Source organism: Neobacillus niacini (assembly GCF_019749295.1).
In the GTDB taxonomy this organism is placed as follows: domain Bacteria; phylum Bacillota; class Bacilli; order Bacillales; family Cytobacillaceae; genus Neobacillus; species Neobacillus niacini_D.
The window spans coordinates 51,890-78,526 of sequence record NZ_JACWFG010000018.1; the positions used below are offsets into that span (position 1 = coordinate 51,890).

Genomic DNA, 26,637 nt, shown 5'->3' on the forward strand with positions numbered 1-26,637 from the left:
TAATGAGGGAGATTGGAGATTTGTCCTTCATACCCATGATGAAGGACAAAACGAATGGAGGAGAGTGGAGATTTGTCCTTCATACCCATGATGAAAGACAAAACGAATGAAGAAGAGTAGAGATTTGTCCTTCATACCCATGATGAAAGACAAAACACATGAAGAAGCTTAGAGATTTGTCCTTCATGCCCATGATGATAGTCAATGCAAATTAGGAAGTCATACTATTGTCTTACATATACCGACAAAGTGTCATTTTTTATCCAAAATCCTTTGAATATTGTGATAAAATATGTTTAAACACGAGTAAAGGGGCAGGAATATGTGGGCTTTTATATTGGTCGTTCTGGTTCTATTTCTAATCCCAGGGCCTGCGGTTCTTTTAACGCTTACCCAAACTGCGCGCGGAGGACTTAAGGCTGGAATTATTACCGGCGTCGGGATTGCAGTGGGTGATCTCCTTCATACGGTGGCAGCTGTACTTGGACTTTCAGCAATCCTAATGACTTCTGCATTAGCCTTTGAAGTAGTAAAATATTTAGGAGCCGCTTATTTAATTTTTTTGGGGATAAAATCATTACTGGAAAAAACACAAAAACAGGTAAAGCCCGCTGAAAAAAAGGCAAATGCATCTGTGTCATTTCGTCAGGCATTATTGATCGAACTGCTTAACCCTAAAACATCATTATTTTTTCTAGCATTTTTACCACAATTTGTTCGTCCTGACGGCCCGCCGGTAGTCTATCAACTATTAAGCCTGGGACTTGTCTTTGTGTTAATGAGTATTTTATACACCTCATTGCTAGCCCTTCTAGCAAGCTCATTAGGAAATAAACTATTTTATAAAAATAGCAAAATATCACGCTGGCAGGGTAAAGTGGTCGGAACAATTTACATTGGTTTGGGTTTACAATTGGTCTTTCAAAGTCAAAAATGAACGTAAGCGGCACAATATAAAACTGTGCCGCTATTTTATTGACATGCTATGTGGATATATGATATTTAATTAATGTCGGCATTAGCACTCTTGAGTGGAGAGTGCTAATCGAAAGTAATTCATTTGAGTAAGGAGAGGTTTCTATGGCAAAAATGCAGTTTAAAGCTGAATCTAAAAGGCTGTTAGAAATGATGATTAACTCGATTTATACGCACCGCGAGGTATTTTTAAGAGAGTTAATTTCTAATGCAAGCGACGCAATTGATAAAATCTACTACAAGGCATTAACAGATGATGCATTAAGCTTTGACAAGGATAGCTACTTTATTAAAGTAATCCCTGACAAGGAAAATAGAACCTTGAAAATTATTGATACTGGGATTGGTATGTCAAAAGAAGAGCTTGAGACTAACCTTGGTACAATTGCGAAAAGTGGATCTTTAGCTTTTAAAAAGGAAACAGAGCTAAAAGACGGCTTTGATATTATTGGTCAGTTTGGTGTCGGCTTCTATGCAGCATTTATGGTTGCAGACGTTGTGACAGTAACCAGTAAAGCATTAGGCAGTGAGGAAGCTTATAAATGGGAATCCACAGGTGCAGAAGGTTATACCATTGAGCCTGTTGAGAAGGATTCTATTGGTACGGAGATTACTCTAACCATTAAAGAAAATACTGAAGATGAAAATTACGATGAGTTTTTAGAAGAGTATCGTTTAAAGTCCATTATCAAGAAATACTCTGACTTTATCCGCTATCCGATTAAAATGGATGTCACTGGCAGAAGACCAAAAGAGGGCAGTGATAATGAGTTTGAGGAATATGTAGAGGAACAAGTTATTAATAGTATGGTTCCGATTTGGAAAAAAAATAAAAGCGAACTCACCGACGAAGATTATGCGAACTTCTACGCAGAAAAGCGGTACGGTTTTGATAAGCCGCTTAAACATATCCATATCAGTGTTGATGGGACCATTCGCTATAATGCGATTTTATATATCCCGGAGAAAACTCCATTTGACTTCTATTCAAAAGAATTTGAAAAAGGCTTAGAGCTATATTCCAATGGCGTCTTAATAATGGAAAAGTGTGCAGACCTTCTTCCAGACCATTTCAGCTTTGTCAAAGGAATGGTAGACTCTGAGGACTTATCTCTAAATATTTCTCGTGAGATGCTGCAGCATGACCGTCAATTAAAGCTGATCTCAAAAAACATTAACAAAAAGATTAAGAGTGAATTGCAAAGTCTTTTGAATAATGAACGAGAAAAATACGAAGAGTTTTACAAATCATTTGGCCGTCAATTAAAATATGGTGTTTATAGTGAATTCGGAGCGAACAAAGAAGTATTGCAGGATCTTATCATGTTCTACTCATCTAAAGAGAAGAAGCTAGTTACTTTAGATGAATACGTATCAAGAATGCCTGAAGATCAAAAGTTTATTTACTATGCTTCTGGTGAATCGATTGAAAGAATCGATAAACTGCCGCAAGCTGAGTTTGTCTCTGAAAAAGGCTATGAGATTCTGTACTTCACCGAGGATATTGATGAATTTGCGATTAAGATGCTGATGAACTACAAGGAGAAGGAATTTAAATCGATCTCCAGCGGCGACCTTGGAATTGAAGGAGAAGAAAACAAAAGTGAATCTGAATCAGAGGAGAAGGAATACAAAGAAATCTTTGACTATATGAAAGGTATCCTAACTGATAAGGTTAAGGATGTCAGAGTTTCAAAACGCTTAAAGTCTCACCCTGTCTGCTTGGCGACCGAAGGTGACATCTCTATCGAAATGGAGAAAATCCTTGCTGCTATGCCTGATAATCAAAATATCAAAGCAGATAAAGTGTTAGAGATTAATAAAAATCATGAAGTATTCCAATCCTTAAAAGATGCATTTGCAAATGATAAGGAAAAGCTCGAATTGTATACGAAGCTATTATACAATCAAGCGCTGCTTATTGAAGGATTGCCAATCCAGGATCCAGTAGAATTTACGAATGACATTTGTAAGGTGATGGTATAGTTTTCTGATAAATCTACTAGCCGTTACTTTCGTTGATAATAGCATTTGACTTTTTGCTGCCACGCTCACAATATTGTGTGCGTGGCATTTTTTTGAAGTAACCATAACCTTATATATTTTTAATGAAACTAATCATACATACCCCTGCCATTACTGACAAAATACCAACCGAAATTGCCAGCCACTCACGATGCTTCTTTTTTTCTTTGAAAATCACAATTCCTCCCAATGTAGCAATTATAATACTCGCCTGAGACAGTGGAAAACTTTTGGCAATCCCTAACGTTCCATTTGCAATAAACAGAGATAAATTTGCTATGCTCCAGCTCAATCCAGTTAATAAGTTCAGCATAACTTTTTGCTTGCACAGTTTGTTTTTTGAAAAGGAATTGATCACCAATGAGGAAAAAAACATTCCGAATGCTTGAGGTAATACAACCTCAAAACCTGACACACCAAAAAGTTGATTAATAATCACATAAGACGATAAAGCCAGAGCTGAAAAAAGTAATACCATAAATAGATGCAAAGAAAACCCTCTTGAAGAATTTCTTTGTTTTTCTTGAAAGCTAAGTAGAAATATTCCGATTAAGATAGTTATTAATGCAAACGTGCCAACCACTAAGTCGGATATTCCTTCCCATTCATTAAAAACAATTGCCGCAAACAAGGTTGTACCGGTTAGCTGTAGACCGCAAATAATTGGTATGGCCTTTGCAACGCTAGTCACTTGAAAGGATTGGAACTGAAGTAATTGTCCTAATGACCAAAGAATTCCGGATACAAAGCTAATGATAAAAGGTAAAAATTCTAGAGGGGCTGGACTATAGAGATATAACAATAATGCAAAAAATAGCGCTGTAATCGTCGTACCAGTCAATTGTTCCCTAGGATTACCCTTTGTCATTTGTGCGATTATAGGCATGATACCCCAACCTAAAGCAGGAATAAGAGCGATAAACCAATTCATTGTAAACACATCCTTTTGCCATCCATAATCAGGTGATTCTGAGTTTTGATAGTACTATATCATTTTCAAAATCAAAGATAGCAAATGGGCTGCGTGTAAGATATGGCTGTATTATAGAAAAGTATGGGAAAATTATAAGATTTTGTTCCGGTCCTTTAAAGGAATACCTGTTTCAAGATGAAATTAAGGATTCTTTCTATATGTTTTCGGTGATTTGCCTGTCACCGTTTTGAATGCGCGCGAAAAAGTAAGTTGGTCGCTATACCCAACACAGTTAGAAATTACATTAATGGAATAGTTTGTTTGTTCTAGTAGTTCGCATGCTTTTTTGATACGTAACTTTATTAAGTACTCTTTTGGGGTGACCCCTGTTTCCTGCTTGAAAATGGTCGATAGATAATTCGGATGTAAACCAAGATATTGTGCAATAGCGTTAATTTGCAGATTATTACTGTAGTTTTTATCGATAAAGTTTATTGCTTGTAAGGTGTAAGATAGATGATAAGGTGTGTTTAAAATTCTACTTTCATTATCGGTAACTAACTTTGCTAAAATATGGTGCAGGTATCCTTGCAGAAATAGGTAAGATGAAAGGTTTGAACCTGACTTCATCAGCATTTCCTTAATCGAATTGTAGAAATAATCTACATCCTCTAAATTAATAACATATTCTTTTTTACTAACGCTCGCGATGTTTTGCAGGTAATAATCAGATTTGAATCCCATAAAACCCACCCAGCAATATTCCCACGGATTCTTCGAATCTGCCTGGTAAAATGCAATTTTATTGGCGGGGATTAAGAATGCCTGCTTTTCATGTACAGGATAAGTTTCGTTATCGATCACCAGTTTTCCGCAGCCCTTTAATACGAAATGGATTAAGTTAAATTCACGGGAAATTGGCCCAAAGAAATAATTAGGGTCACAATTTTCTGTACCACAATTATATACGATAAGATCGCTTACATTTTTCTGGTTAAAGCTTGTTTGTGTATCGATATACTGAATCATCTTCTGCATCCTGTTCACTCCTCCTCTTATCATTATAATACAGTGAATTTGATATATATTACTAAAAATATTACTAGATGAAAATCTGTTAGATGTGATTAAATTGCATTATTTCAGTATTTTTAATGATAATTAGGCGCTAAAGTATTTAGAAAATTTTTATTTTTTAATTGAAAACCCTTCCAGTAGGTGTTATTATTCAAATATATCAGGTAAATATTTTTGTGATTATTGAGAAAAGTTTACTGGAGTAAAAAAGAACATGAAGAGGGTTTAAACAATGGCCACTATAAAGGACATCGCAGACAAGTCGAATGTATCAGCATCTACTGTTTCACGGGTGTTAAATAACGATGATACGATTACCGTTCAGGCAGAAACGAGGGAACGTATTCTTCAGGTTGCCAAAGAACTCGGTTACGAAACAATCTTAGAAAGACGGTTGAAGCAGAAACAGCATGCTTCGAAACATGTAGGGATTATCCTTACCCAATCATTGGATGAAGAAATTAGCGATCCTTATTTTCTTTCCATCCGACAAGGGATTGAGATGGAGCTTGCAAGCCGTGGAATCAGAAGTGCTACATTTCGCTTACATGAAACAGATGGCCACCAGATGATTGAAGGGTTAGATGGGCTTCTTGTTGTCGGAAGAGTAAAAGAGTCAACGCTGAAAGCTATTAGTAAGGTTGAAAATGTAGTTTACATTAACCATTCTCCGAATGAAGACCTTTATGATTCTGTTGTAATTAATTTTGAACGCGCAACGGAAAAGGCGTTGAAGCACCTGTTAAATGCTGGTTACAAACGGATTGGCTATATCGGGGGCAGGGAAATGGAACATATGAAAAATCAGAAGTTTAATTTTGAAGATAAACGTCTTACCACCTTTGAACGTTTCATGAAAGAACAAAACTTATTTGACCAAGCTGCTGTCTATATCGGTGAGTATACAATGGCACAGGGATATGAATTGATGAATAAGGCAATTCAAGCGGGTAAACTGCCCAAAGCATTTTTTATTGCCAGTGATCCGATGGCGATAGGAGCTTTAAGGGCAATACAAGAAGCCCATCTTAACGTCCCTGAGGATATAGCCATTATCGGCTTTGATGATATTGAAGCAGCAAAATTCGCGAGTACACCTTTGACGACAATCAGAGTGCATACGAGGGAGATGGGAAGAACAGGGGTAAAACTTTTACTAGAACGCCTAAACGGCAGGGAACTTCCGTTAACTGTTACTCTCCCGACAGAGTTGGTCATCAGGGAAAGCTGTGGTGGAAAGCGGAATTAATTCTTTTTAGGAGGTGATGTAGAGTAGTAGGAAATTTGAGTATTGCATGATGTTTATATCCCACCCGGCACCAAAGCTTGGAACCAGGTTTACAAAGTGACTGCCATCACTTTTGCGCGGGAAAAAGGTTTAACTCCACCTAGGAAAGGGAGCTATATTCTATTATATAGATGCTCCCAAATACCAGCAAGAGAACGAACTCGAAAATTAGGTGAAAGTACCTAGTCTTATTCAAAAAGAAATTTAGGGGGCGTTTTTATGAAAGGGCTTTTAAAAACAATGTTGGTTGCTGCCGCTCTGACAACCATTGCAACTGGATGTAATAAAGCTGCTGGCGGAAGTGAAGAAAAGGTTGATAAGACTGTCGTTACTTTGTATTCGACAGTGACCAATGAAGCAGATAAGGTTACCCTTCAAAATGTTGTCGAGAAATTTGAAAAGGAAAATCCTGATATTGATATTAAAGAAAATTATCCTGCTGACGGTTATGAAGGAATGCTCCGTGTCAAAATGGCTGCTAATGATATGCCGGACTTATTTGATACACACGGCTGGGCGATACACCGATACGGGGAATATGTTGAAGATTTAAAGGATATGGACTGGGTGAAGGATCTTGATCCGGCACTTGAGCAAATTTTAAAAGATGAATCTGGAAAAGTCTATGCGTATCCTCTAAACCAGGCAAAAGATGGACTTACATATAACGCAACATTGTTAGAGAAATATGGAATTGAGCCACCGTCTACCTTTGATGAATTTATGACAGCACTTGAAACCATCAAGAAAAAGGGAAAAGGTGAAGTGACGCCACTTTGGTTCGCCGGCTCTGATAAATCAGCATTCGGCCAGTATTTTGATCAATTTTCCACACCACTATTAATTACTGCAGAGCAAAACTTCCAAAAGGAATTGTTAGATGGAACGTTTGATTGGTCAAATTATACATTTCTAGCAGAAAAACTTAAGGAAATGCAAGACAAGAAGCTTCTTAATGAGGATGTATTGACCGCTCAAAATCATCAAATGGTAGATTTAATGGCTCAAAGTAAAATTGGGTTTATTGTTGGCGGCGGAATGCTTGGTCCTTCTGTTCAAGAATTAAATCCTGATGTTAAGCTTGGCGTTCTTCCAATGCCTGTAATCGAAGAAGGCGACGAGCCAAGCTGGATTGGCGGCGAGCGTCATACATTAGCCGTCTGGAAGGACTCTAAAGTTAAAGAAGAGGCTAAGAAATTCCTAGAATTTATCTCTCAGCCGGAAATCGTTAAAGAGATCGCAGAAGGTACCTCGCTCCCAGCTGGTCTAACCAATACCGAATCGAAAAACTATTACTCTGAGTACTACGATAAGTATAAGGACATTAAAGTTGAGCCTTATTTTGACCGAGTATATTTACCAAGCGGCATGTGGGATCCTATGGGTGCTTCTGGACAGGAATTATTATCCGGTACAATGACGCCTGAAGAGGTTTCGAAAAAGATGGCGGAAGAATATAAGAGATTGTTAGAGCAAAAGAAATAGTTTTGAAGTTGGAGGGCCGATTTTCATAAGCATTTCTCTTAATCTAAAATTCTAGGAGCTGGTTACTTTGATAGGAGTAGAGACAAAAAGGCAGCCAATTGCCGACTCTTCCGTAGAAGTGAAAAGGACCCGTAAAACGCGGCAGGAATCCTCGCTTTGGTGGATGTATCTTCCAGCTCTTGCTGCGGTTTGCTTTTTCATCCTTTATCCTTTTTTAAACGGATTTAAAATTTCTTTTACAAACTGGAACGGGTTTTCACAAACGTACGACTACGTTGGATTCAGCCAGTATACGAGAATGCTGAAGGACCCAGATACCTGGCTGGTTGTAAAGAATACCCTTCTGTATGGTATTGGCAGTACGGTTTTGCAGAATGTAATGGGTCTAGGTTATGCACTTTTATTAAACCAGAGCATACGTCTGAGGAATTTTACTAGGACCGTTGTGTACCTGCCGGTCATTATCAGCCCGCTCATCATGGGGTACATCTTTTACTTCTTCTTTGCCTTCCAAGGCGGGGCACTGAATGATCTACTTGTATTTTTCGGTCTTGAAAAAATTAATGCTTTAGGAGACCCAAAAGTAAATATTTGGTTGATTGTTTTCGTCAATACCTTCCAATTTGTTGGGATTGCGATGATTATTTACCTGGCTGGTTTGCAAAGTATCTCAAAGGATTATTATGAAGCTGCACAAATTGATGGGGCGTCTAGTTTTCAACAATTTAAAAATATCACCTTGCCGATGTTAATGCCTTCAATCACGATTAATATGGTCATTAACATTATTGGCGGGTTGAAATTGTTCGATGTGATTGTCTCGCTTACAGGCGGCGGACCTGGCTATGCTTCGCAATCGATGTCCACGTTTATGTATGACCTTTATTTTAACCGCCAGGATGCGGGATATGCCGCGACACAAGGTGTATTTATGGCAATCATCATTTTGGTCCTTAGCTTGGCGGCACTTGTGTACTTCAAACGAAAGGAGATTGAGGCGTAATGGACTATATGGATAAAAAGAAAAAGTGGCTTCTCTCTGGGGTAGCACTTTTGGTCGCAGCCTTTCATTTAATCCCTTTCTATATTTTAATTACAACAGCATTAAAAGCAAGGGGAGATTTTAGTTCGAAATGGATATTTCCAAAGGTCCTCGCGTTTGAGAACTTTGCAGAAGCTTGGGAAATGGCAAGCCTTGGAAATGCTCTTTCAAATACCACAATTATTACCTTTGTAAGTGCCTTATTACTGATTGTATTCGGCTCAATGGCAGCATATCCGCTGGCCAGAAGACAAACAAAACTAAATAAGATTGTTTTCATGGTATTTATTGCAGTTATGGTAATTCCGCCTTTAACTGCGTTGGTTCCACTATATAAGCTCGTTGTTGACATAGGAATGATGAATACGCTCGAAATTGCCATTCTGAATAATGTTGCCTCGTTCCTGCCATTAACTATTTTCTTATATTCTGGTTTTATTCGCTCAACGATTCCAAAAGAATTGGAAGAAGCGGCGAAAATTGATGGGGCTAGTACATTGGGAATCTTTTTCCGGATTGTATTTCCACTGTTAAAGCCGGTTACAGCATCTATTTTAATCATATCTTGTGTTTTTATATGGAACGATTACCAATTCGCTATCTTTTTCTTACAAGCAGAGGAAGTTAAGACTATTACAGTTGCATTGGCAGGATTCTTTGGGGAAAATGCCAATCGTATGAATCTCGTAGCTGCGGCTGCAATCATGGCTGTACTGCCAATGGCCGTACTGTTTCTATTATTGCAAAAGCACTTTGTTAAAGGATTAGCTTCAGGTTCGGTTAAAGGATAATTTAAAAAAGAGTTTGGAGGATTATTATGTCTAAAATTACGTTTCTTGGTGCAGGAAGTACGGTATTTGCTAAAAATGTTCTAGGTGATTGTATGTTTGTTGACGCTTTAGATGGATTTGAATTTGCATTGTTTGATATTGATGAACAGCGCTTGCGTGATTCCGAAAAAATGCTGAGTAATTTAAAGGAAAGCCTTGGGAAAAATATTCGAATTAAAGCATATACAGATCGGAAGGAATCTTTAAGAGGAGCGAAATATGTAATTAATGCAATTCAGGTAGGAGGTTATAAGCCGAGTACTGTAATTGATTTCGAAATTCCGAAAAAGTATGGCTTAAGACAAACCATTGCGGATACGCTCGGAATTGGCGGGATATTCCGTAATTTACGAACAATTCCGGTTATGCTTGATTTTGCAAAGGATATGGAAGAGGTTTGTCCGAATGCACTGTTTATGAATTACACCAACCCGATGGCGGTTTTGACAGGAGTTATGAATCGGTTTACGAATATTAACACCGTTGGCCTATGTCACAGTGTACAGGTTTGTACGAAAGATCTATTTGAGGCATTGGGAATGGATCGGACAAATGTAAAGGAGAAAATTGCCGGAATCAATCACATGGCTTGGCTGCTGGAGGTAAGCAAGGATGGTGTCGATTTGTATCCTGAAATTAAGAGAAGAGCACGTGAATTGCAGAAAACAAAGCATGGCGATATGGTTCGATTTGAGTTAATGGATAAATTTGGTTATTATGTGACTGAGTCATCCGAACACAATGCTGAATATCACCCGTACTTTATCAAATCTCGCTATCCTGAGTTGATTGAGCGTTTTAATATTCCACTTGATGAATATCCACGTCGTTGTGAAAAGCAAATTAATGATTGGGCAGCAATGAGAGAAGACTTGGTTCATAATAAGTCCTTGAATCATGTTCGTTCTCGTGAATATGGATCACGTATTATTGAGGCGATGGAGACAAATGTTCCGTTTAAATTTGGAGGTAATGTCTTAAATACTGGAAGACTGATTAGTAATCTTCCAGAGAAGGCCTGTGTCGAAGTGCCTTGTATTGCGGACCGCAGCGGAATTACTCCAACCTATGTGGGAGATCTTCCAGAGCAGCTTGCTGCATTAAACCGTACTAATATTAACACGCAGCTGTTGACCATTGAAGCAGCAATGACGCTGAAAAAGGAATATATTTATCAGGCTGCGATGCTTGATCCACATACAGCTGCTGAGTTATCTATGGACGACATTATCTCCTTATGTGACGACTTAATTGAAGCACATGGGGAATGGCTGCCGAAATTTAAAAGTGAAACAGGCATTGCTGTAACGATATAGGTCTTAGTAAAACAAATGAGAATTACAGGGTAATGATACGATTGTCCTAGATGTTTTATCCTTTATAACAATCTGAGTACAATAGATTCAAAGTTGGCCGCTCTCGCGCTATAGTGAGGCGGCTTTTAATATTATCATAAACTATTTATAAAAGGTAAAAAAATCATTATAGATGGTAGATAAAGTTGTATAAAATTCAAAGCAAATTATGAAATAATGAAAACGCTATCAGAGTGTTATCCGAAAAGTCAGATAACCGTTAGAGGGGGGGAACATACTTAAAAGCACAGCCATACCATTTTTCCAGCCTAATCTCCAAAGAAAAACCTCAGACTCAACGCACCCCTATGAATTTCAAACAGAAAAGGAAAATAGTAAAATCCTAAGTTAGAAAAAACCAAAAGGAAAGGATTGAACGTAAATGGGGAAACAAACCAAAAAGATTAAAAAGATGATTGGTAATTTATGCGTTGCTTCCATGGTGTTTGGGTCTTTTGGCTTAATAGGGTCAAATGAAACCAAAGCAGAAGTAATCACAAAAACGATTACCATTGACGGAAACAATGTTGACCAATACAACCGCTTCAAAGGGTTTGGAACAGTAACAGCAAATAATACATCTCGATTGATGTTAGATTACAAAGAAGAGCACCCTGAAGAATATTGGGAAATTATGAACAAGCTTTTTAACAAGGATACAGGGGCGGGGCTGGCGCATGTCAAGATAGAATTAGGCGGCGATGTTAACTCATCTTCAGGAACAGAACCTGCAACGATGCGATATGCCGATGAACCTGCAAATATTCTTAGAGGTGCTGGATTCCAGTTTGCAGCTGATGCCAAATCTATTAATCCTGATATTACAACTGAAATTTTGCGGTGGGGTGAACCTCGATTTACATGGGATGGTGCAGCAAACAATAGCTACGAAAACAGATATCAATGGTACAAACAAACCATAGACGCTGTTTATGAAGAATATGGCTTTAAATTGGATTATGTTGGAATCTCCCAAAATGAAAGAGCACAAAACAACAATAATCGGATTGAAACAGAGTGGTTGAAATACTTCACCACTAAAATTAAGCAAGAACCAAATTATGAATCCGATTACAAACATCTTAAACTAGTTGCCGCAGATGGCTACCGTGATACGTCAACAATTAGTCGTACACTGCTTCAAAACCCAGATTTAATTGACGAAATCGACGTCATTAGTTCTCATTATGGTTTGACTGGTTCTAATGAATTAAATCAATTACAAGAAAAATTGATTGCTGAAGGCAAGAAGCCGAAAGAAAGCTGGGTCTCTGAAGGAATTGCTCCGATGATCAACGCGCGCTACCGTCAGAATATGGAGCCAAACTATAAAGGTCTGGGCGGCAAGGCGGGGATTATCGATGTAACGTCCCGTATTATTTCCGTGTATTCTTGGACAGGAGCAGGAAAAACTCCGCTTAATGCTGTTTCATTTGATTTCCAGCCTTCTGTTGCTGCTTTTTATGAAGGCTCTGCTTACAATCCAAAACATTTAATTAGTGCAATGGATCCATGGTCTGGTTTTTATGAAGTAGATGGAGGCCTTCAGGGAGTTCGTCATGTCATGAATTTTGTCGGATATGATGACCACGCCACACCTGAAAATGAGCGCTGGATGTATGTTAAGGATGCTACATATAGTGATGGAGCTTTCTTTGATGGCGGTGTGGATGTAGATACGAGCACCCATAATTATTTGACATTAAAAGACCCTGAAACCAATGACTATACAACCGTCTTTGCCAATAACACAAAAGAAACACGTAAATATAAGATAAAAGCTCAAAATCTAAATGGCAAAGAGAATACTCCGATTTATGTCTGGGAAACACGAGGAGCAGATGAAGGACAAGAAGTTGATGCCAATTGGTTTAAAAATATCAATAAAATCACTCCTAAAGACGGGGAGTATGAAGTGGAAGTTAAGCCATATTCCATCGTAACGATTTCAACGTTAGATAAGGAATCTGAAGTGGAAGGTTTCGAATATGAATCAGAACCTGTTGATTTATCGAAAGATACAATTATGCCGCTGCCATATAAGGATGATTTTGAATACGACAAGTATCCTGTCGACGAAAAGGGCAGAGATTATGTAGATCGCCGCGGAGGAACACCGCGATATACCACTGATCAGACCGGTGCTTTTGAAGTAGTGAAAGAGGCAACAAAACCGGCGGCAAGTGGAAGTGCAGAACGGACGGACTTAGAAATTCCTGCTGCAAAAACTCATGGAAACATGCTGCAGCAGAAAATCAGCCATGACATCATCGGTGCTGACTGGGCAGTCTGGGGCGGAAGAGACGGCTCGGCTTCTAGCGGTAATCCAAACGCAACGATTGGTGACCACCGCTGGGTGAACTATAAAGCTTCCTATGACTTTTTACTAGATACACATACACCTGAAGCAGAAGGCAGAAGTAACTATGCCTTAATCGGGGTAAGACAGGTTAAAGCTGGCGGGGCAGATTCCCATGCACCATACAATGCACGCGTATTTTCAGATGGAAAATATGAAATTCTTAAACTAGGCAAGGTAGAAAAAAGTGGAACGATCGAAGGCTTCGATAATAAGGTTTGGCATAATCTAGGATTTGAAGCAAAAGAAAATGTATTTACGCTATATCTAGATGGTGCAGCAATCGATTCCTATACAGATAAAGATTCAACGGTTATGGCCGGAAGAGTTGCATTAGGTTCCGGTTATTATGAAACTCTTATCGATAACTTAGCGATTGAACCAATCAAAGGATACACCTATACATCAGAAAAAGTCGACAGTGCCCAGGGTAGAAAATATGGAACCGAAGAAGAAGCTTTGAACAATAATGACTTACTTAATCCTATTGGATATATAGGGAAGTGGGACTATACACAGGCAGGATATGCCCATTTTAACCGTACACAAATGACTGCAAAGACAGATGTGCCAGTTTGGAACGGAGTGACTGTAGGTCATAGGGACACAACAACCGTACAAGGAACGTTGAACAAAGTATTTTATTCTTCGGGCTGGTCATCTAACAATGGAAATGCATGGGCATCAAATGGTGCTTCCCTTGAGATCAAATTTAAGGGTACGGAAGTCAGATTATATGGTGAAACGAATCCGTCAAATGGAAAAGGCGATGTTTATTTAGATGGAGTTTTAGTGGGTGAGGCGAATTACACCAACAACAGCAGTATAACCCAGATGGTCTGGTCTCAAGGCGATTTGGAAGACAAAGAACATACCCTTAAAGTGGTGTCAAAAGATAAATATATCAGCTTTACGAAAGTAGAAGTTGAGACCACTGATCCTGTCTTGGCAGTTAAAAAGGCTGGGCCTGCTGATCTTGTAAAAATTTCAGATGAATCACTGATAGAGAATAAAGAAAATACAGTTTATGCATTTAGAAAGAATACTGCTTGGGGCTCAAATAGTACGAATGCCTGGGCGAATTTTAATGATGATCCATATATTTTAGTCAATTTCACTGGAAGTGGTATTGATTACTTGTCAGGAACTGGTGACAAAACACTCTATAATTTCGAGCTTGATGGTCAAGATATGGGTAACTTTGCCGTAAATACTAGCACGGGCGTAAGGTACTCTGTAAGAGGTCTGGAAGAAAAACCACACACGTTGAAGGTTTCTCGAAAAGATAATGAGATAAAAGAAACATTTATGGATTTCCGCGGGGTCGATATCTATCACACTCCAAAATTTGATGCTCCTGACAGCAGTATGATCTTTGATTTTGAAGGTTCAGGATTCAATTTATTTGGATCAACTCCTGATGCGTTGATCGACGTGTATATCGATGACCAATTAATTGAGGAAAACTATAGAATCTATGCTAAAGGCGACAGACAAACCTCTTATACAATTCGTGGGCTAAAAGATACGAAACACACAGCAAAAGTTGTCATTAAAGGTGGTACTTTTACCTTGGATGGTATTGATGTGGTAACAGGCAGAAATAAAGTGGAAATAAACAAGACCAAATTGCAGGAATTGTACGATGCAAACGAAGGGAAAAACCACACAGACTACACGAAGGAAAGTTGGAAAACCTTCCATAAAGCCCAACAATCCGCAAAAATGGTATTACAAAATCCACAAGTTACACTAGAGCAAGTAGTGGCAGCAAGAACAAACTTACAAGCAGCAGTTGAAGGTTTAACCGAAGTAACGAGTGAGTAAGAAAAGGTTCGCAATAGCCGAAAAGGCCATCCAGTGTTTTGGATGGCCTTTTTAGCAGGCTTATAACAATCTTTTAAACTCCCTTATATGCCTTACGATAGATTTCAGCTAATTCTGTTACGAGAGGAAGTTTAGGGTTTGCAGTAGTACATTGGTCTTCGAATGCTTTATCGGCCAGGTAATCAACCTTGCTTTCGAAAGCTTGAGCGTCAATACCGTTTGTCTCAATGCTCATCGGGATATCAAGTTCTTTTGCAAGGCGAATGATTGCCTCAACAAGACTTTCTACACCTTCCTCCGTAGTTTTCGCAGGCAGTCCAAGAGTTCTTGCAATTTCTGCATAACGCTTATCTGCCACAAAGTGGGAATATTTCGGGAATGCAGTAAATTTATTTGGTTTGGCCGCGTTATAGCGAATAACATGTGGCATTAAGATTGTGTTTGCACGACCATGGGCAATATGGAATTCTGAGCCAAGCTTATGGGCTAGGCTATGGTTGATACCTAGGAATGCATTTGCAAAGGCCATCCCAGCAATTGTTGAAGCATTATGCACTTTTTCACGCGCTAATTCATCGCTGCCATTTCGGTAAGCTCTAGGCAGATATTCGAATACCAGCTGGATTGCTTTCATCGCAAGCCCATCTGTATAGTCGTTCGCCATGCAAGAAACATATGCCTCTATGGCGTGGGTCAATACGTCCATTCCTGTATCAGCGGTAATATGTTTCGGAACCGTCATAACAAACTGCGGGTCAATAATCGCTACGTCTGGCGTTAATTCATAATCGGCGAGCGGATATTTGATATTTGCTTCTTTATCGGTAATAACAGAGAATGATGTTACTTCTGAGCCTGTTCCTGAAGTTGTTGGAATCGCTACAAACTGAGCTTTTTCACCTAACTTAGGATATTTTACAATTCGTTTTCGGATATCGAGAAATTTCTGTTTTAAACCAAAGAATTCAGATTCTGGGTTTTCATAGAACAGCCACATACCTTTGGCTGCATCCATTGCGGATCCGCCGCCGAGGGCAATGATTACATCTGGCTGGAATTTCGCCATCATTTCGGTACCCTTCATAACCGTTTCAATGGATGGATCTGGTTCTACCTCTGAGAAAATTTCACAATGTACATAATCAGGGCGTTTTCTTAAATAATATAGTACCTTATCCACATAGCCTAGTTTCACCATTCCAGGGTCCGTTACAATGAACGCTTTAGAAATCTTCGGCATTTTAGCTAAATACTGAGTGGCATTTTTCTCGAAATAGATTTTGGACGGAACTTTAAACCATTGCATATTAACATTCCTTTGGGCTACTTTTTTAATATTGATTAAATGAATCGCACCAACGTTCGTAGAAACAGAGTTTCCTCCATATGAACCACAGCCAAGTGTAAGAGATGGCATATAAGCATTGTAAATATCACCGATGGCACCTTGTGAAGAAGGGGCATTGACAATGATTCTTCCGGCTTTCATCCGGTAGCCATACTGCTTTATCACATTTTGGTCTTGGGAATGGATGACGGCAGAATGTCCTAAACCGCCAAATTCTAACATTTCTTCTGCTCTTTTTAAACCTTCTTCAAGACTATTAACCTTGTAACAGGCTAGGACAGGGCTTAATTTTTCTCTAGACAGCGGATAATCTGGTCCAACACCATTTAATTCAGCTACAAGAATTTTTGTGTTTTCAGGAACGGTTACTCCCGCCAAAGCGGCAATTTTGCTAGCGGCCATTCCAACGATATTTGGATTAACGGCACATGATAATTCATTGATAACTAATTTTTCAACCTTTTCTTTTTCTGCTTCATTTAAAAAATAACAGTTATTTGCAATCATTTCATTTTTGACTTCAGAATAAATCTCTTGATCAATAATAACAGCCTGCTCAGATGCACAAATCATTCCGTTGTCAAACGTCTTTGATAAAATTAGATCGTTTACAGCTTGATGAATGTTGGCTGATTTCTCCATATAGCAAGGAACATTTCCAGGTCCTACACCGAGAGCTGGTTTACCAGAGCTATAAGCAGATTTGACCATTCCCGCGCCGCCAGTTGCAAGAATCATAGATACCTTTCCGTGATTCATCAGTGCTTGTGTAGCCTCGATTGAAGGTGTTTCTATCCATTGAATGCAATTCTCAGGAGCTCCTGCCTTTATCGCTGCATCTCTAAGGATTCTTGCCGCCTCACTGCTGCATTTTTGAGCGGATGGGTGGAAGGCAAAAATAATTGGATTTCTTGTTTTTATGGAAATCAGTGCTTTAAACATTGTTGTGGAGGTTGGATTCGTTACAGGTGTGACACCAGCAATAACGCCAACAGGTTCGGCAATTTCAATGATTCCTTCATGTTCGTTTTCGTTGATGATACCGACGGTTTTATCATATTTGATATTATGATAGACATATTCAGTCGCAAACATATTCTTTATAATTTTATCTTCATAAACGCCTCGTTTGGTTTCCTCAACAGCAAGTTTTGCAAGCTGCATATGCTGATCAAGACCTGCTAAGGCCATTTGCTTCACAATATTATCAATCATTTCTTGGTCAAAGCTGCGGAACTCATCTAAAGCTTTCAGACCATTGTCCACCAAGATATCCACCATTGTCGTTACACTCTGCATGTCCTTGCCAATTTTTTCTGCCACTGCCATTTTAATTCCTCCAATTACTTTAAACTTTGTGAAATATTTCACAAGATTATATAAAAAAATAATAACAAACAGAATTTATATAGCTTACAGTGTTACTCGCATACAGGATTGCGCGGTATCTTTTCAAAGGAGATGTCAGTAAGGACCTTTGAATATTTTTTTACAATGATGACATAGTTTACTGTCCATATATAACTTGGAATGTTCTCGTTATCCTTAAACATCATTGCCTCAAATTCATCACCAACAGTTTCTTCAAAAGTTTCTTGTGTATACGTTTCAGAATCTGTTGAAAAGGACTTCCATTCACATAGCATCATGTTATATCACTCCTTGTGCTCTTTATGTATTTATCATAACACCGATTTCTGATAAAAGTTTGTGAAATATTGAACAAACTTTGAAATATTAACAAACCTGCCAAAAATGGTCCTTTTTACCTAAAGGAGCTGTTCCTTTGTCGGAAAAAGTAACGTCTTGAGGACAAATCGCGCGAGCATCCAGAAGGATTAGTCCTTAATCGGGGGTCTTGAGGACAAATCGCACGAGCATCCAGAAGGAATAGTCCTTAATCGGGGGTCTTGAGGACGAATAAACACGAGCATCTAGAAGGATTTGTAATTAATCGGGGGCTGAAAAGTTAAATGAAATAATAATGGCTGTCGAGTCTTTCCCGACAGCCCGAACAGCCATAGAAGGGGCTGTTAGTTTTCTTGCTTTTCTTTATCGAACCAAAGCAGTTCTTGATCTTCTTCATCACCATTATAGTTAATAAGAATCTCTTCGCCTGCTTTAATGTCTTTGTATGCATAAAAGTCAAAGGTATGATTAGGAAAGTTTATTTCATACGTAGCATTTGGCTGATAGGAATGGTTAAATAACATGCCATAACCTAAAAGAAGGCATGTATGGTTGATGCCGTATTCGAATGCATAGTCAGCAAGTAATGTTTTTTCAATGTGTTCATGTTCTGCATTTGGATAGGCAATAACGGGTGCCTCATGGATAAGCTCGCCTTTTTGGATATCACGTGTTGCGAATACCCCTCTATTGAACTCTCCATCACTGAGTTTTGATGTTTTTATTTCTATCATGTTCGTCACCTACATTTACTTTCTTTGAAGTCAATTATCAGAGCTCTTTTCTTAAACTTTGTTGCTTTTTAGATCAAAATTTAATTAGAAAAGAGCTGCAAACTAAATTCTAATGTGCAAAATAACTCTTTCCACGTTAAAATCGGCTTTAAGATTTTAACAACTAGGTTTAAGAAAACAGCCATTATCCCTTTAGTTTGACAGGTAATTGCATTGAAAGCAACCGTTTTCGGTTTCTCGCATGATAGTGTGTCTAAAAAACACGAATTTTAAACAGAACGGATGTCAATATGTTCGAACTTTGAAACCTTAAATAAGCCTTTGTCGGTAAGCTTTAATTCTGGTATGACTGGGAGAGCTAGAAAGGAAAGGGTTAAAAACGGATTAAACTCATTGTTTGCCCCAAGCTTTTCGAGTGCAATATGAAGGTTATTTAGACTCGCATATACTTCCCGGTAAGGGCGGTCAGAGATTAAACCCGCAATGGGTAATTCCAAGGATGCGAGGAGTTGACCATCTTTAACGACAATCATCCCGCCCTGCATTTCTTTAATGGTATTTGCAGCTAATGCCATATCTGCATCATTGGTTCCAGCAATAATTAGGTTATGTGAATCATGTGCAATCGTGGTAGCAATTGCACCATATTTCAAACCCAGCCCCTTAACGATTCCTAAACCTATCTGCTTAGTCATATGATGGCGCTCAATTACCGCTAACTTTAATTGATCTGCAGAAATAGCGGGCAGGAAGAATCCTTGATCGCAGGTATTCACTTCTTCCACAATATGCCGTGTAATAAGACTGTTAGGTATGATTTCGATGATATTTGCCTTTTTAGAGGACAAGGGAATGTTTAAATTAATCTCCAGGATTTCCTCAAAATGAACGGATTGTTCCAAAGTATTCACATTGCTATTATTACAATCAATAACCAGTTTGCCATCTTGGACGACTGCCATTCCATCCTTATACACATGTGATATTCTGACACTTTCAAGATCATCAACGAAGGAAAAATCAGCTTTGTAACCTGCAGCAATGGCTCCCTTATCTTCAAGTCCAAAACATTCTGCGGCATTAATGGTAGCCATTTGTATAGCAGTGATTGGGGAGATTCCTTCGGCAATTGCGAGCCTAACGTTGTGATCTATGCTGCCCTCAAGCACAAGGTCATCAAGATGTTTATCATCCGTAACAAATAAACACCTGCGGGAATTGTACTGATTTACAACCGTAATCAAATTGTGTAAATCCTTTGCCACTGTACCCTCACGAATCATTAAGTACATTCCGCTCTTAAGACGTTCTTTTGCCTCAGAAGCAGTAGTACTTTCATGATCAGTCCGAATACCTGCTGCCATATATACATTCAAATCCTTCTGAGTCAAACCCGCAGCGTGACCATCTACTTTTTTACCGAATCCTTTAGCGTCAGTTATTTTATCCAGCATATCCTCTTCAGCATGAAGAACTGCGGGGAAGTTCATGACTTCAGCTAATCCCAGCACTCGTGGATGTTGATAGAAGGGAGATAAATTTTCTGCCTTTAAAATGGCGCCTGAATTTTCAAAGCTAGTTGCAGGGACACAGGAAGGAAGCATGATATAAATATCGAAGGGAAGGTCTTCAGAAGAGTCTAGCATATACTGTATACCTTCAGCACCTAAGACATTTGCAATCTCATGTGGATCGGCAATAACGGTCGTTACTCCGTGAGGCAGAAGGACCTTTGCAAATTCACTGGGAGTCACCAATGACGATTCGATATGAACATGACCATCAATAAAGGCAGGAAGGACATACCGACCCTGTGCATCAACAGTATTCTTCCCCTCATATTGTCCGATACCAGCAAAATAACCATCTACAATCGCAATATCGCCTTCTATTATTTCACCGTTAAATACATCAACAATCCTGCCATTCGTTACGACCGTATCCGCAGGTTCTTTTCCCGAAGCCACAGAGATTCTTCGTTTTAATGGATTTATCTCCACTGCTCAACACCCTCTACTCTAAAGATTAGTAATCTACTTTGTCATTTGAACCTTCCCATGTACGAAAAGGAAGGTCAGCATCGTCTGGGAAAATTTGTTTCATTGGGATTTTTCGATGTTCCATTGGAAGTGCAAGCTGCTCATAAATAAATTGGTCATCGAACCCTATCTTTGCAGCGTCCTGTTTCGTACAGCCAAAATATACGGCCTTTGGTCTCGCCCAATAGATGGCACCAATACACATTGGGCAAGGTTCGCAGCTTGTATAAATTTCGCAATCAGTCAGCTGAAAGGTGTTTAAATATCTGCAGGCATCACGAATGGCCTGGACCTCTGCATGTGCTGTTGGATCGTTGGATGATGTCACTTCATTACGACCAACCCCAATTATCTTTCCATCCTTCACTACAACTGCACCAAACGGCCCTCCGTGGTTAGTTAGGACATTATTGAGAGCTTCCTCAATTGCTTTTTTCATAAAATGAATATCTGACATATAACCTCTCCATCCTATGGTGTATTTTTATTCTTTTGAAGCTAGTGTTTAGCACGTAAGGTTTATTATTCTACTTAACTTGAAATTCATTATTCTATAACATACATAGAAATTCTTCCTTGTTGTCAGGTTTGTTTCCACACTTTTTGGCCTAGGAGTTGTATTAAAAAAACTTGTTAGATTATATGACGCGTTTGTAGATACTATTTCGGGATTTCGATAGTATTGTGAAAAAATGCCGGGACGAGTTTGCTATGCTCTGATAACTGACATTAGCCTGGCCATAAATGAAGATTCTTAAATAGAGAGTGAACAGTGATGTATTTTTAGGAGATCAGGAATATATATAGTTTTAATAGTAAGCCAGCTGAAGGAAGAGAGATGAGGCTATGGAGGATGTAAATCAAATGAACAAGGAGGAGTTCGTACAAAAGGCAGGCTGGGTGTTTGAACACTCACCGTGGGTGGCTTCGGAGACATGGGAGAATATGCCGTTCCAATCATGTGAACATCTTTTACAAACGATGATTAATATTGTTCAAAATGCGGAGGAAGCTAAACAGTTAGCATTGCTGCGAGCACACCCGGATTTAGGAACAAGATTGCAAATGTCTGAGGTTTCTCAAAAGGAGCAGGCAGGAGCGGGCCTTGATCAGCTTACGAAGGAGGAATTTGAGGAATTTGTGACCCTCAATCAGAGGTATGTCCAGAAATTTAACTTTCCCTTTATTATGGCCGTGAAAGGTCAGAACAAAGAAAGTATCCTTGCGGCAATGAACCAAAGGATTCATAACGCTTACGATGATGAGTATAACATCGCTTTACATGAAGTCTATAAAATCGCTGGATTCCGATTAAATGGAATTTTCAAGGGTTAACAGAATCTGTGTTTAAGAAGCATTAACAGACTGGAGTGACCGAGGCGAAGCGAAAAAAGAGTTTGCGGTCAATGCAGGGTGTCCGGAGTGACCGAGGGGGAGCAAAAAAAGAGCCTGCGGTCAATGCAGGGTATCTGGAGTGACCGAGACGAAGCAAAAAAAGAGCATTCGGTCAATGCAGGGTATCTGGAGTGACCGAAGCGAAGTGAAAAAAGAGCACTCGGTCAATGCAGGGTGCCTGGAGTAACCGAAGCGAAGAAAAAAAGAGCATACGGTCAATGCAGGGTGTCTGGAGTGACCGAAGCGAAGAAAAAGAAGAGCATACGGTCAATGCAGAGATACCATGACTATTTTTCTAATCCTGTTGAATAAACAAGGAGGCATCGAATATGAAGAGAACAATGAGCTATGGGAAAGCAGATGTTTGGGTTTATCGTACCTATGCTAAGCCGTTAACAGCCATTCGAAACATTCCAGAGTCCACCTTCTCAGGCCGAAAAAACATTCTATTTGGCATGAATGTAAAAGTCGCTGTAGAAGGTGAAGCGTTTTTCCCGTCATTTAAAGATGGTGACAACACATTAGTTGTCGCGACGGATTCGATGAAGAACTTTATCCTCAAGCATGCTGGAGATTATCAAGGAGCTACACAGGAAGGATTTCTTGAATTTGTTGCACAACGCTTTCTTGAGACCTATTCACATATGACCGGCATTACGATCTCTGGTGATCAAATCTCCTTTGAAGAGCTTCCTGTCCCGACAAATGGAGCTTTTGAACCTAGCCCACTTGTTTTTCGTTATTCTTTAAATGAACAGGCCGGTGCAGCCTTAGAAGTGAAACGTGAAAAAAATGAAATTACCACTACTAATCATGTAAGCAGCTTAAAGGGTCTTAAGCTTATTAAGGTAAAGGGCAGCTCCTTTTACGGCTATGTGAAGGACGAATATACGACTTTGCCCGAATCCTATGATCGTCCGTTATTTATCTTTTTAAATATAGATTGGCGCTATAACGATCTCGAGGATGCAAGAGGAAATACATCAGATGGGTATGTGGCAGCGGAACAGATTAGAGATATAGCTTACACGGTCTTTCATGAAGCAAACTCTCCATCCATCCAAAATCTGATTTACCGTATCGGTACTAGAATCCTGGAGCGCTTTCCACAGCTAGAGGAGGTCCTCTTTGAATCAAATAACCGCACCTGGGAAACGATCTTAGATGAGATTCCTGCTTCGGAAGAAGGAAAAGTATTTACGGAACCTCGTCCCCCATATGGTTTTCAATGTTTTTCAATGACTCGTGATGACCTAAATCCTCAAGGAGGAACCAAGTAAATGACAGGGAAGTTAACAACACATGTCCTCGACATCAGCATTGGCAAGCCAGCTGGCGGTGTGTTAGTGGAGTTAGTAACTGTTTGTCAAAATAAAGGGCTAGAAATTCTTCGTTCTTCCTATACCAATGAAGATGGCAGATTAAATCTCCCCCTATTAGAAGGGGAAGATATGAAACAAGGTATCTATGAACTTCATTTCCATGTAGGAGACTATTACCGAAAGCTCGGAGCATCCAATGAAAGTCCCTCGTTCCTAGACTGTGTGCCTGTTCGTTTTGGTGTTTCAGACCCGGCTTCTCACTATCATGTGCCGCTTTTGATTTCACCGGGTGGCTACAGTACCTACCGGGGGAGTTAGGAGGAAATATGAACACAGAATTTTGGGTGAAAAACGGATATGTTTTTACAGGTGAAGAATTTCGGTTTGCAAATATAAAAATAAAAAATGGGAAAATAGAGTCTCTACATGACAGCGAACCCGAACCACCGAAAGAAAATGAGGCCAATTCCATAGACGCAAGTGGCTGTTTAGTCGTACCAGGATTTATCGATTCGCATGTCCATTTTAATGACCCCGGAAGGACAGAGTGGGAAGGGATTGAAACTGGCAGCCGCGCCGCAGCCATTGGTGGAACGACAACGATTTTTGATATGCCGCTTAATTGTTCTCCGTCAGTGACCAACCTGAAAGCTTTTCAAAATAAAAGAAACTATTTAACCGCAAAGTCTTATATTGATTATGCCCTATGGGGTGGTATGACCGGTAAGAACGTACACAATAACACAGAGTTAGCGAAAATGTCAGAGGGAATTATCGCCTGGAAGGCCTTTATGTCAGAAAGCGGTATTGATGATTTTCCATTTGTCGCACGTGAACAATTAGAACTGGCTATGAAGAATGCAGCAGAACAAAATAAACTCCTAGCCCTTCATGCAGAATGGCAAGAGGAGATTAATCATCTTACACTCTTTTATAAAAATCAAAAGGGGATGAATGAGCGGAAAGCTTTTCTCGCCAGCCGGCCAATATCAGCAGAAGAACAGGCCGTAAGCGCTGCTCTAGAGCTAGCTGCAAAATATGGAACGGCCATTCATTTCGTTCATATCAGTTCACCAAAAGTAGTTGAAATGATTCAGCAGGCTAAGAAAAGCGGGATAAATGTTACGGTTGAAACATGTCCCCACTATTTAATTTTCGATGAAGAAGATTTCCTTCGAGCAGGTGCCATTCTCAAGTGTGCCCCGCCGCTCAGGCCGCGTGAAGAAGTAGAAGGGCTATGGAATTGTATCTCAAATGGCTGGATTGATAGTATCGGTTCCGATCATTCACCCTGTCTTTATTCCATGAAAAACACTGATTCCATTTGGGAAGCATGGGGAGGAATTCAAGGGGTACAATTTACTTGGCTTGCCTTACTAGATGAAGCATTGAAAAGAAAAATTCCACTCAAAGATATCCTGCCTCTAGGCACCTCTAATGCCGCTGATCGATTTAGAATATCTGATAAAAAAGGAAGAATTCAACCTGGATTGGATGCGGATTTAGCCTTAATTTCATTAGATGAAACAACGATGGTGGACCAGCAATCAATTGCCTTTCGTAATCAATATTCTCCCTATGAAAATAGAAATTTTCTGTTAAAAGTAAAGAAAACCATTTTACGAGGAAACGTGATTTATGACGATCAAACCGGAGTAACCCAAGAAAAGTTTGGTCAGTTTATACAGCCAAGGGAGGATGCATATGGCTCACTACCCAACTAATCTCCATGAGGCAATCGATTGGCTGGCCACTTTTGGGGCTGAGCGTGATGGCGGTGTAACGCGGACACTTTATTCCAAGCCTTGGAAGGAAGCTCAGCAAGCATTAAAGGCATGGATGGAAGAAGCTGGGCTGCTCACAAATTATGATTCTATTGGAAACTTATTTGGGAGATTGCCTTGTTCTAATCCTAATGCTCCAACCATTCTGATTGGCTCTCATGTTGACACTGTCAAATCAGGCGGTAAATATGATGGAGCTTATGGAATCATTGCAGGAATACTAGCATTACTACATTTGAAAAAGCAGTACGGACAGCCTGCCATTAACCTCGAGGTGGTTTCATTTTGCGAAGAGGAAGGCAGCCGCTTTCCGGTCGCCCTGTGGGGTTCAGGTATGATGACAGGAATCTATTCATACAACGATATTCGTGATACTAAGGATTCAGAGGGCAGCAGCTTTCAGAAAGCTATGATGGAAGCAGGATTTGGACTTTCTGAATACAGGGTCCGGAATGATATCCAAACTTTTATTGAACTACATATCGAACAAGGACCTACTCTTGAAAAAGTTGAAAAATCGATCGGTATTGTCAAAGCAATTGTCGGCCAGAAGCGGTTTCGAATTACTGTGAATGGCGAATCTAATCATGTTGGTACAACCTCCATGAAATGGAGAAGAGATGCTCTTCATGGGGCGGTAAACATGATTCATGACTTATATGAAAGTATTAAGAAATACGATGAAGACCTTGTAACAAGTGTAGGGCAGCTTTTTGTGGAGCCTAATGTACCAAATGTGATTCCTAATCAAGTTCAGTTTACAGTCGATGCACGGCATCCGAACGAAACAGTTTTACGTTCTTTTTGTCATCAATTCACTGAAATGTTTAAAACCCATGCTAAAAAACGCGATTTGGATATACAGGTTGAGATGTGGCATGAAGTTCAGCCATCTCAAATGGATAGTAACCTTAATGAAATGATACAGAGCATTTGCACCAGCAGCAATATTCCCTTCCATTGGATGAATAGCGGGGCGGGTCATGACGCTCAGCTATTTGCACGAGTCTGCCCTACAACTATCCTTTTCGTTCCCAGCCAGGGCGGTATCAGCCATTCTCCACTCGAGTATACTTCCATACAGGACTTAGAATCAGGTCTGAAGGTACTCTTGCAATTATTACATCAATTAGCATACAAGCGCTAAGGA

Annotated in this window: 20 protein-coding genes; 13 read left to right on the plus strand and 7 right to left on the minus strand. The window is 39.5% G+C overall.

Features of this window, described 5'->3' with window-relative positions; all coding sequences use genetic code 11:
• The first annotated feature begins 322 nt into the window (after positions 1-322).
• Both H0184_RS21520 and htpG read left to right on the plus strand, forming a co-directional pair.
• Entirely contained in the window at positions 323-937 is a 615-nt protein-coding gene (locus H0184_RS21520; RefSeq protein WP_221828300.1) for a LysE family translocator, read from the plus strand.
• 143 nt (positions 938-1,080) lie between these two features.
• Positions 1,081-2,961, plus strand: coding sequence for a molecular chaperone HtpG (gene htpG / locus H0184_RS21525; protein WP_221828302.1), 1,881 nt, complete (start codon positions 1,081-1,083; stop codon positions 2,959-2,961).
• 109 nt (positions 2,962-3,070) lie between these two features.
• On the opposite strand, the gene H0184_RS21530 is transcribed toward htpG, so the two are convergent.
• Both H0184_RS21530 and H0184_RS21535 read right to left on the minus strand, forming a co-directional pair.
• Positions 3,071-3,931: a GRP family sugar transporter gene (locus H0184_RS21530; RefSeq protein ID WP_221828304.1), complete on the minus strand. Its 861-nt coding sequence runs from the start codon at positions 3,929-3,931 to the stop codon at positions 3,071-3,073.
• A 183-nt stretch (positions 3,932-4,114) separates the two neighbouring features.
• A complete protein-coding gene (locus H0184_RS21535; RefSeq protein WP_221828305.1) occupies positions 4,115-4,951 on the minus strand; it encodes an AraC family transcriptional regulator in 837 nt (278 codons plus the stop codon).
• Positions 4,952-5,222: 271 nt separating this feature from the next.
• Here H0184_RS21535 and H0184_RS21540 point away from each other — a divergent pair, with 271 nt between their 5' ends.
• The 6 genes from H0184_RS21540 (at position 5,223) to H0184_RS21565 (ending at position 15,176) form a co-directional block, all read left to right on the plus strand.
• A complete protein-coding gene (locus H0184_RS21540) occupies positions 5,223-6,239 on the plus strand; it encodes a LacI family DNA-binding transcriptional regulator (protein ID WP_221828307.1) in 1,017 nt (338 codons plus the stop codon).
• A 258-nt stretch (positions 6,240-6,497) separates the two neighbouring features.
• Positions 6,498-7,763 carry an ABC transporter substrate-binding protein gene (locus H0184_RS21545; protein ID WP_221828309.1) on the plus strand — a complete coding sequence of 422 codons (1,266 nt, stop codon included), beginning with the start codon at positions 6,498-6,500 and terminating at the stop codon, positions 7,761-7,763.
• 163 nt (positions 7,764-7,926) lie between these two features.
• A complete protein-coding gene (locus H0184_RS21550) occupies positions 7,927-8,766 on the plus strand; it encodes a carbohydrate ABC transporter permease (protein ID WP_260631735.1) in 840 nt (279 codons plus the stop codon).
• Positions 8,766-9,596 (plus strand): carbohydrate ABC transporter permease, encoded by an 831-nt coding sequence (locus tag H0184_RS21555; RefSeq protein ID WP_221828314.1) that lies wholly within the window; start codon positions 8,766-8,768, stop codon positions 9,594-9,596. Before H0184_RS21550 ends, H0184_RS21555 begins: the two co-directional genes overlap by 1 nt.
• A gap of 26 nt (positions 9,597-9,622) precedes the next feature.
• The gene (gene melA, locus H0184_RS21560; protein ID WP_221828316.1) at positions 9,623-10,951 is read left to right on the plus strand and encodes an alpha-glucosidase/alpha-galactosidase; all 1,329 of its coding nucleotides are present in this window, start codon (positions 9,623-9,625) and stop codon (positions 10,949-10,951) included.
• A 421-nt stretch (positions 10,952-11,372) separates the two neighbouring features.
• Complete coding sequence (locus H0184_RS21565; protein ID WP_221828319.1) at positions 11,373-15,176, plus strand: FIVAR domain-containing protein; 3,804 nt, start codon at positions 11,373-11,375, stop codon at positions 15,174-15,176.
• Between the two features lie 73 nt (positions 15,177-15,249).
• On the opposite strand, the gene adhE is transcribed toward H0184_RS21565, so the two are convergent.
• The 5 genes from adhE to H0184_RS21590 all read right to left on the minus strand — a co-directional run bounded on the left by adhE (position 15,250) and on the right by H0184_RS21590 (position 21,443).
• Positions 15,250-17,853, minus strand: a complete 2,604-nt coding sequence (adhE, locus tag H0184_RS21570) for a bifunctional acetaldehyde-CoA/alcohol dehydrogenase (RefSeq protein ID WP_221828322.1) — start codon at positions 17,851-17,853, stop codon at positions 15,250-15,252.
• 92 nt (positions 17,854-17,945) lie between these two features.
• Complete coding sequence (locus H0184_RS21575) at positions 17,946-18,173, minus strand: hypothetical protein (protein ID WP_221828324.1); 228 nt, start codon at positions 18,171-18,173, stop codon at positions 17,946-17,948.
• A gap of 384 nt (positions 18,174-18,557) precedes the next feature.
• A complete protein-coding gene (locus H0184_RS21580; RefSeq protein ID WP_221828325.1) occupies positions 18,558-18,947 on the minus strand; it encodes an SET domain-containing protein in 390 nt (129 codons plus the stop codon).
• Between the two features lie 269 nt (positions 18,948-19,216).
• Entirely contained in the window at positions 19,217-20,947 is a 1,731-nt protein-coding gene (gene ade, locus H0184_RS21585; protein ID WP_221828327.1) for an adenine deaminase, read from the minus strand.
• Between the two features lie 25 nt (positions 20,948-20,972).
• Positions 20,973-21,443: a nucleoside deaminase gene (locus tag H0184_RS21590; RefSeq protein ID WP_221828328.1), complete on the minus strand. Its 471-nt coding sequence runs from the start codon at positions 21,441-21,443 to the stop codon at positions 20,973-20,975.
• A gap of 407 nt (positions 21,444-21,850) precedes the next feature.
• Here H0184_RS21590 and uraD point away from each other — a divergent pair, with 407 nt between their 5' ends.
• The 5 genes from uraD to allC all read left to right on the plus strand — a co-directional run bounded on the left by uraD (position 21,851) and on the right by allC (position 26,634).
• Positions 21,851-22,321, plus strand: coding sequence for a 2-oxo-4-hydroxy-4-carboxy-5-ureidoimidazoline decarboxylase (gene uraD, locus H0184_RS21595; protein ID WP_260631717.1), 471 nt, complete (start codon positions 21,851-21,853; stop codon positions 22,319-22,321).
• Between the two features lie 389 nt (positions 22,322-22,710).
• Complete coding sequence (pucL, locus tag H0184_RS21600; protein ID WP_221828332.1) at positions 22,711-23,661, plus strand: factor-independent urate hydroxylase; 951 nt, start codon at positions 22,711-22,713, stop codon at positions 23,659-23,661.
• Positions 23,662-24,021 (plus strand): hydroxyisourate hydrolase, encoded by a 360-nt coding sequence (uraH, locus tag H0184_RS21605; RefSeq protein WP_221828335.1) that lies wholly within the window; start codon positions 23,662-23,664, stop codon positions 24,019-24,021.
• An 8-nt stretch (positions 24,022-24,029) separates the two neighbouring features.
• A complete protein-coding gene (gene allB, locus H0184_RS21610; RefSeq protein WP_221828337.1) occupies positions 24,030-25,427 on the plus strand; it encodes an allantoinase AllB in 1,398 nt (465 codons plus the stop codon).
• Positions 25,408-26,634 carry an allantoate deiminase gene (allC, locus tag H0184_RS21615; protein ID WP_260631718.1) on the plus strand — a complete coding sequence of 409 codons (1,227 nt, stop codon included), beginning with the start codon at positions 25,408-25,410 and terminating at the stop codon, positions 26,632-26,634. Before allB ends, allC begins: the two co-directional genes overlap by 20 nt.
• Positions 26,635-26,637: the final 3 nt, after the last annotated feature.

What these genes read in the sequence shown, in the direction of transcription:
- H0184_RS21540 (WP_221828307.1), top strand. Translation starts at nt 5,223, where the DNA reads ATGGCCACTATAAAGGACATCGCAGACAAGTCGAATGTATCAGCATCT.
- pucL (WP_221828332.1), top strand. Translation starts at nt 22,711, where the DNA reads ATGAAGAGAACAATGAGCTATGGGAAAGCAGATGTTTGGGTTTATCGT.
- uraH (WP_221828335.1), top strand. Translation starts at nt 23,662, where the DNA reads ATGACAGGGAAGTTAACAACACATGTCCTCGACATCAGCATTGGCAAG.
- H0184_RS21550 (WP_260631735.1), top strand. Translation starts at nt 7,927, where the DNA reads ATGTATCTTCCAGCTCTTGCTGCGGTTTGCTTTTTCATCCTTTATCCT.
- H0184_RS21590 (WP_221828328.1), bottom strand. Translation starts at nt 21,443, where the DNA reads ATGTCAGATATTCATTTTATGAAAAAAGCAATTGAGGAAGCTCTCAAT.
- H0184_RS21575 (WP_221828324.1), bottom strand. Translation starts at nt 18,173, where the DNA reads ATGATGCTATGTGAATGGAAGTCCTTTTCAACAGATTCTGAAACGTAT.
- H0184_RS21565 (WP_221828319.1), top strand. Translation starts at nt 11,373, where the DNA reads ATGGGGAAACAAACCAAAAAGATTAAAAAGATGATTGGTAATTTATGC.
- H0184_RS21530 (WP_221828304.1), bottom strand. Translation starts at nt 3,931, where the DNA reads ATGAATTGGTTTATCGCTCTTATTCCTGCTTTAGGTTGGGGTATCATG.
- melA (WP_221828316.1), top strand. Translation starts at nt 9,623, where the DNA reads ATGTCTAAAATTACGTTTCTTGGTGCAGGAAGTACGGTATTTGCTAAA.
- allB (WP_221828337.1), top strand. Translation starts at nt 24,030, where the DNA reads ATGAACACAGAATTTTGGGTGAAAAACGGATATGTTTTTACAGGTGAA.
- htpG (WP_221828302.1), top strand. Translation starts at nt 1,081, where the DNA reads ATGGCAAAAATGCAGTTTAAAGCTGAATCTAAAAGGCTGTTAGAAATG.
- H0184_RS21545 (WP_221828309.1), top strand. Translation starts at nt 6,498, where the DNA reads ATGAAAGGGCTTTTAAAAACAATGTTGGTTGCTGCCGCTCTGACAACC.
- uraD (WP_260631717.1), top strand. Translation starts at nt 21,851, where the DNA reads ATGAACAAGGAGGAGTTCGTACAAAAGGCAGGCTGGGTGTTTGAACAC.
- H0184_RS21580 (WP_221828325.1), bottom strand. Translation starts at nt 18,947, where the DNA reads ATGATAGAAATAAAAACATCAAAACTCAGTGATGGAGAGTTCAATAGA.
- H0184_RS21520 (WP_221828300.1), top strand. Translation starts at nt 323, where the DNA reads ATGTGGGCTTTTATATTGGTCGTTCTGGTTCTATTTCTAATCCCAGGG.
- adhE (WP_221828322.1), bottom strand. Translation starts at nt 17,853, where the DNA reads ATGGCAGTGGCAGAAAAAATTGGCAAGGACATGCAGAGTGTAACGACA.
- H0184_RS21535 (WP_221828305.1), bottom strand. Translation starts at nt 4,951, where the DNA reads ATGCAGAAGATGATTCAGTATATCGATACACAAACAAGCTTTAACCAG.
- allC (WP_260631718.1), top strand. Translation starts at nt 25,408, where the DNA reads ATGGCTCACTACCCAACTAATCTCCATGAGGCAATCGATTGGCTGGCC.
- H0184_RS21555 (WP_221828314.1), top strand. Translation starts at nt 8,766, where the DNA reads ATGGACTATATGGATAAAAAGAAAAAGTGGCTTCTCTCTGGGGTAGCA.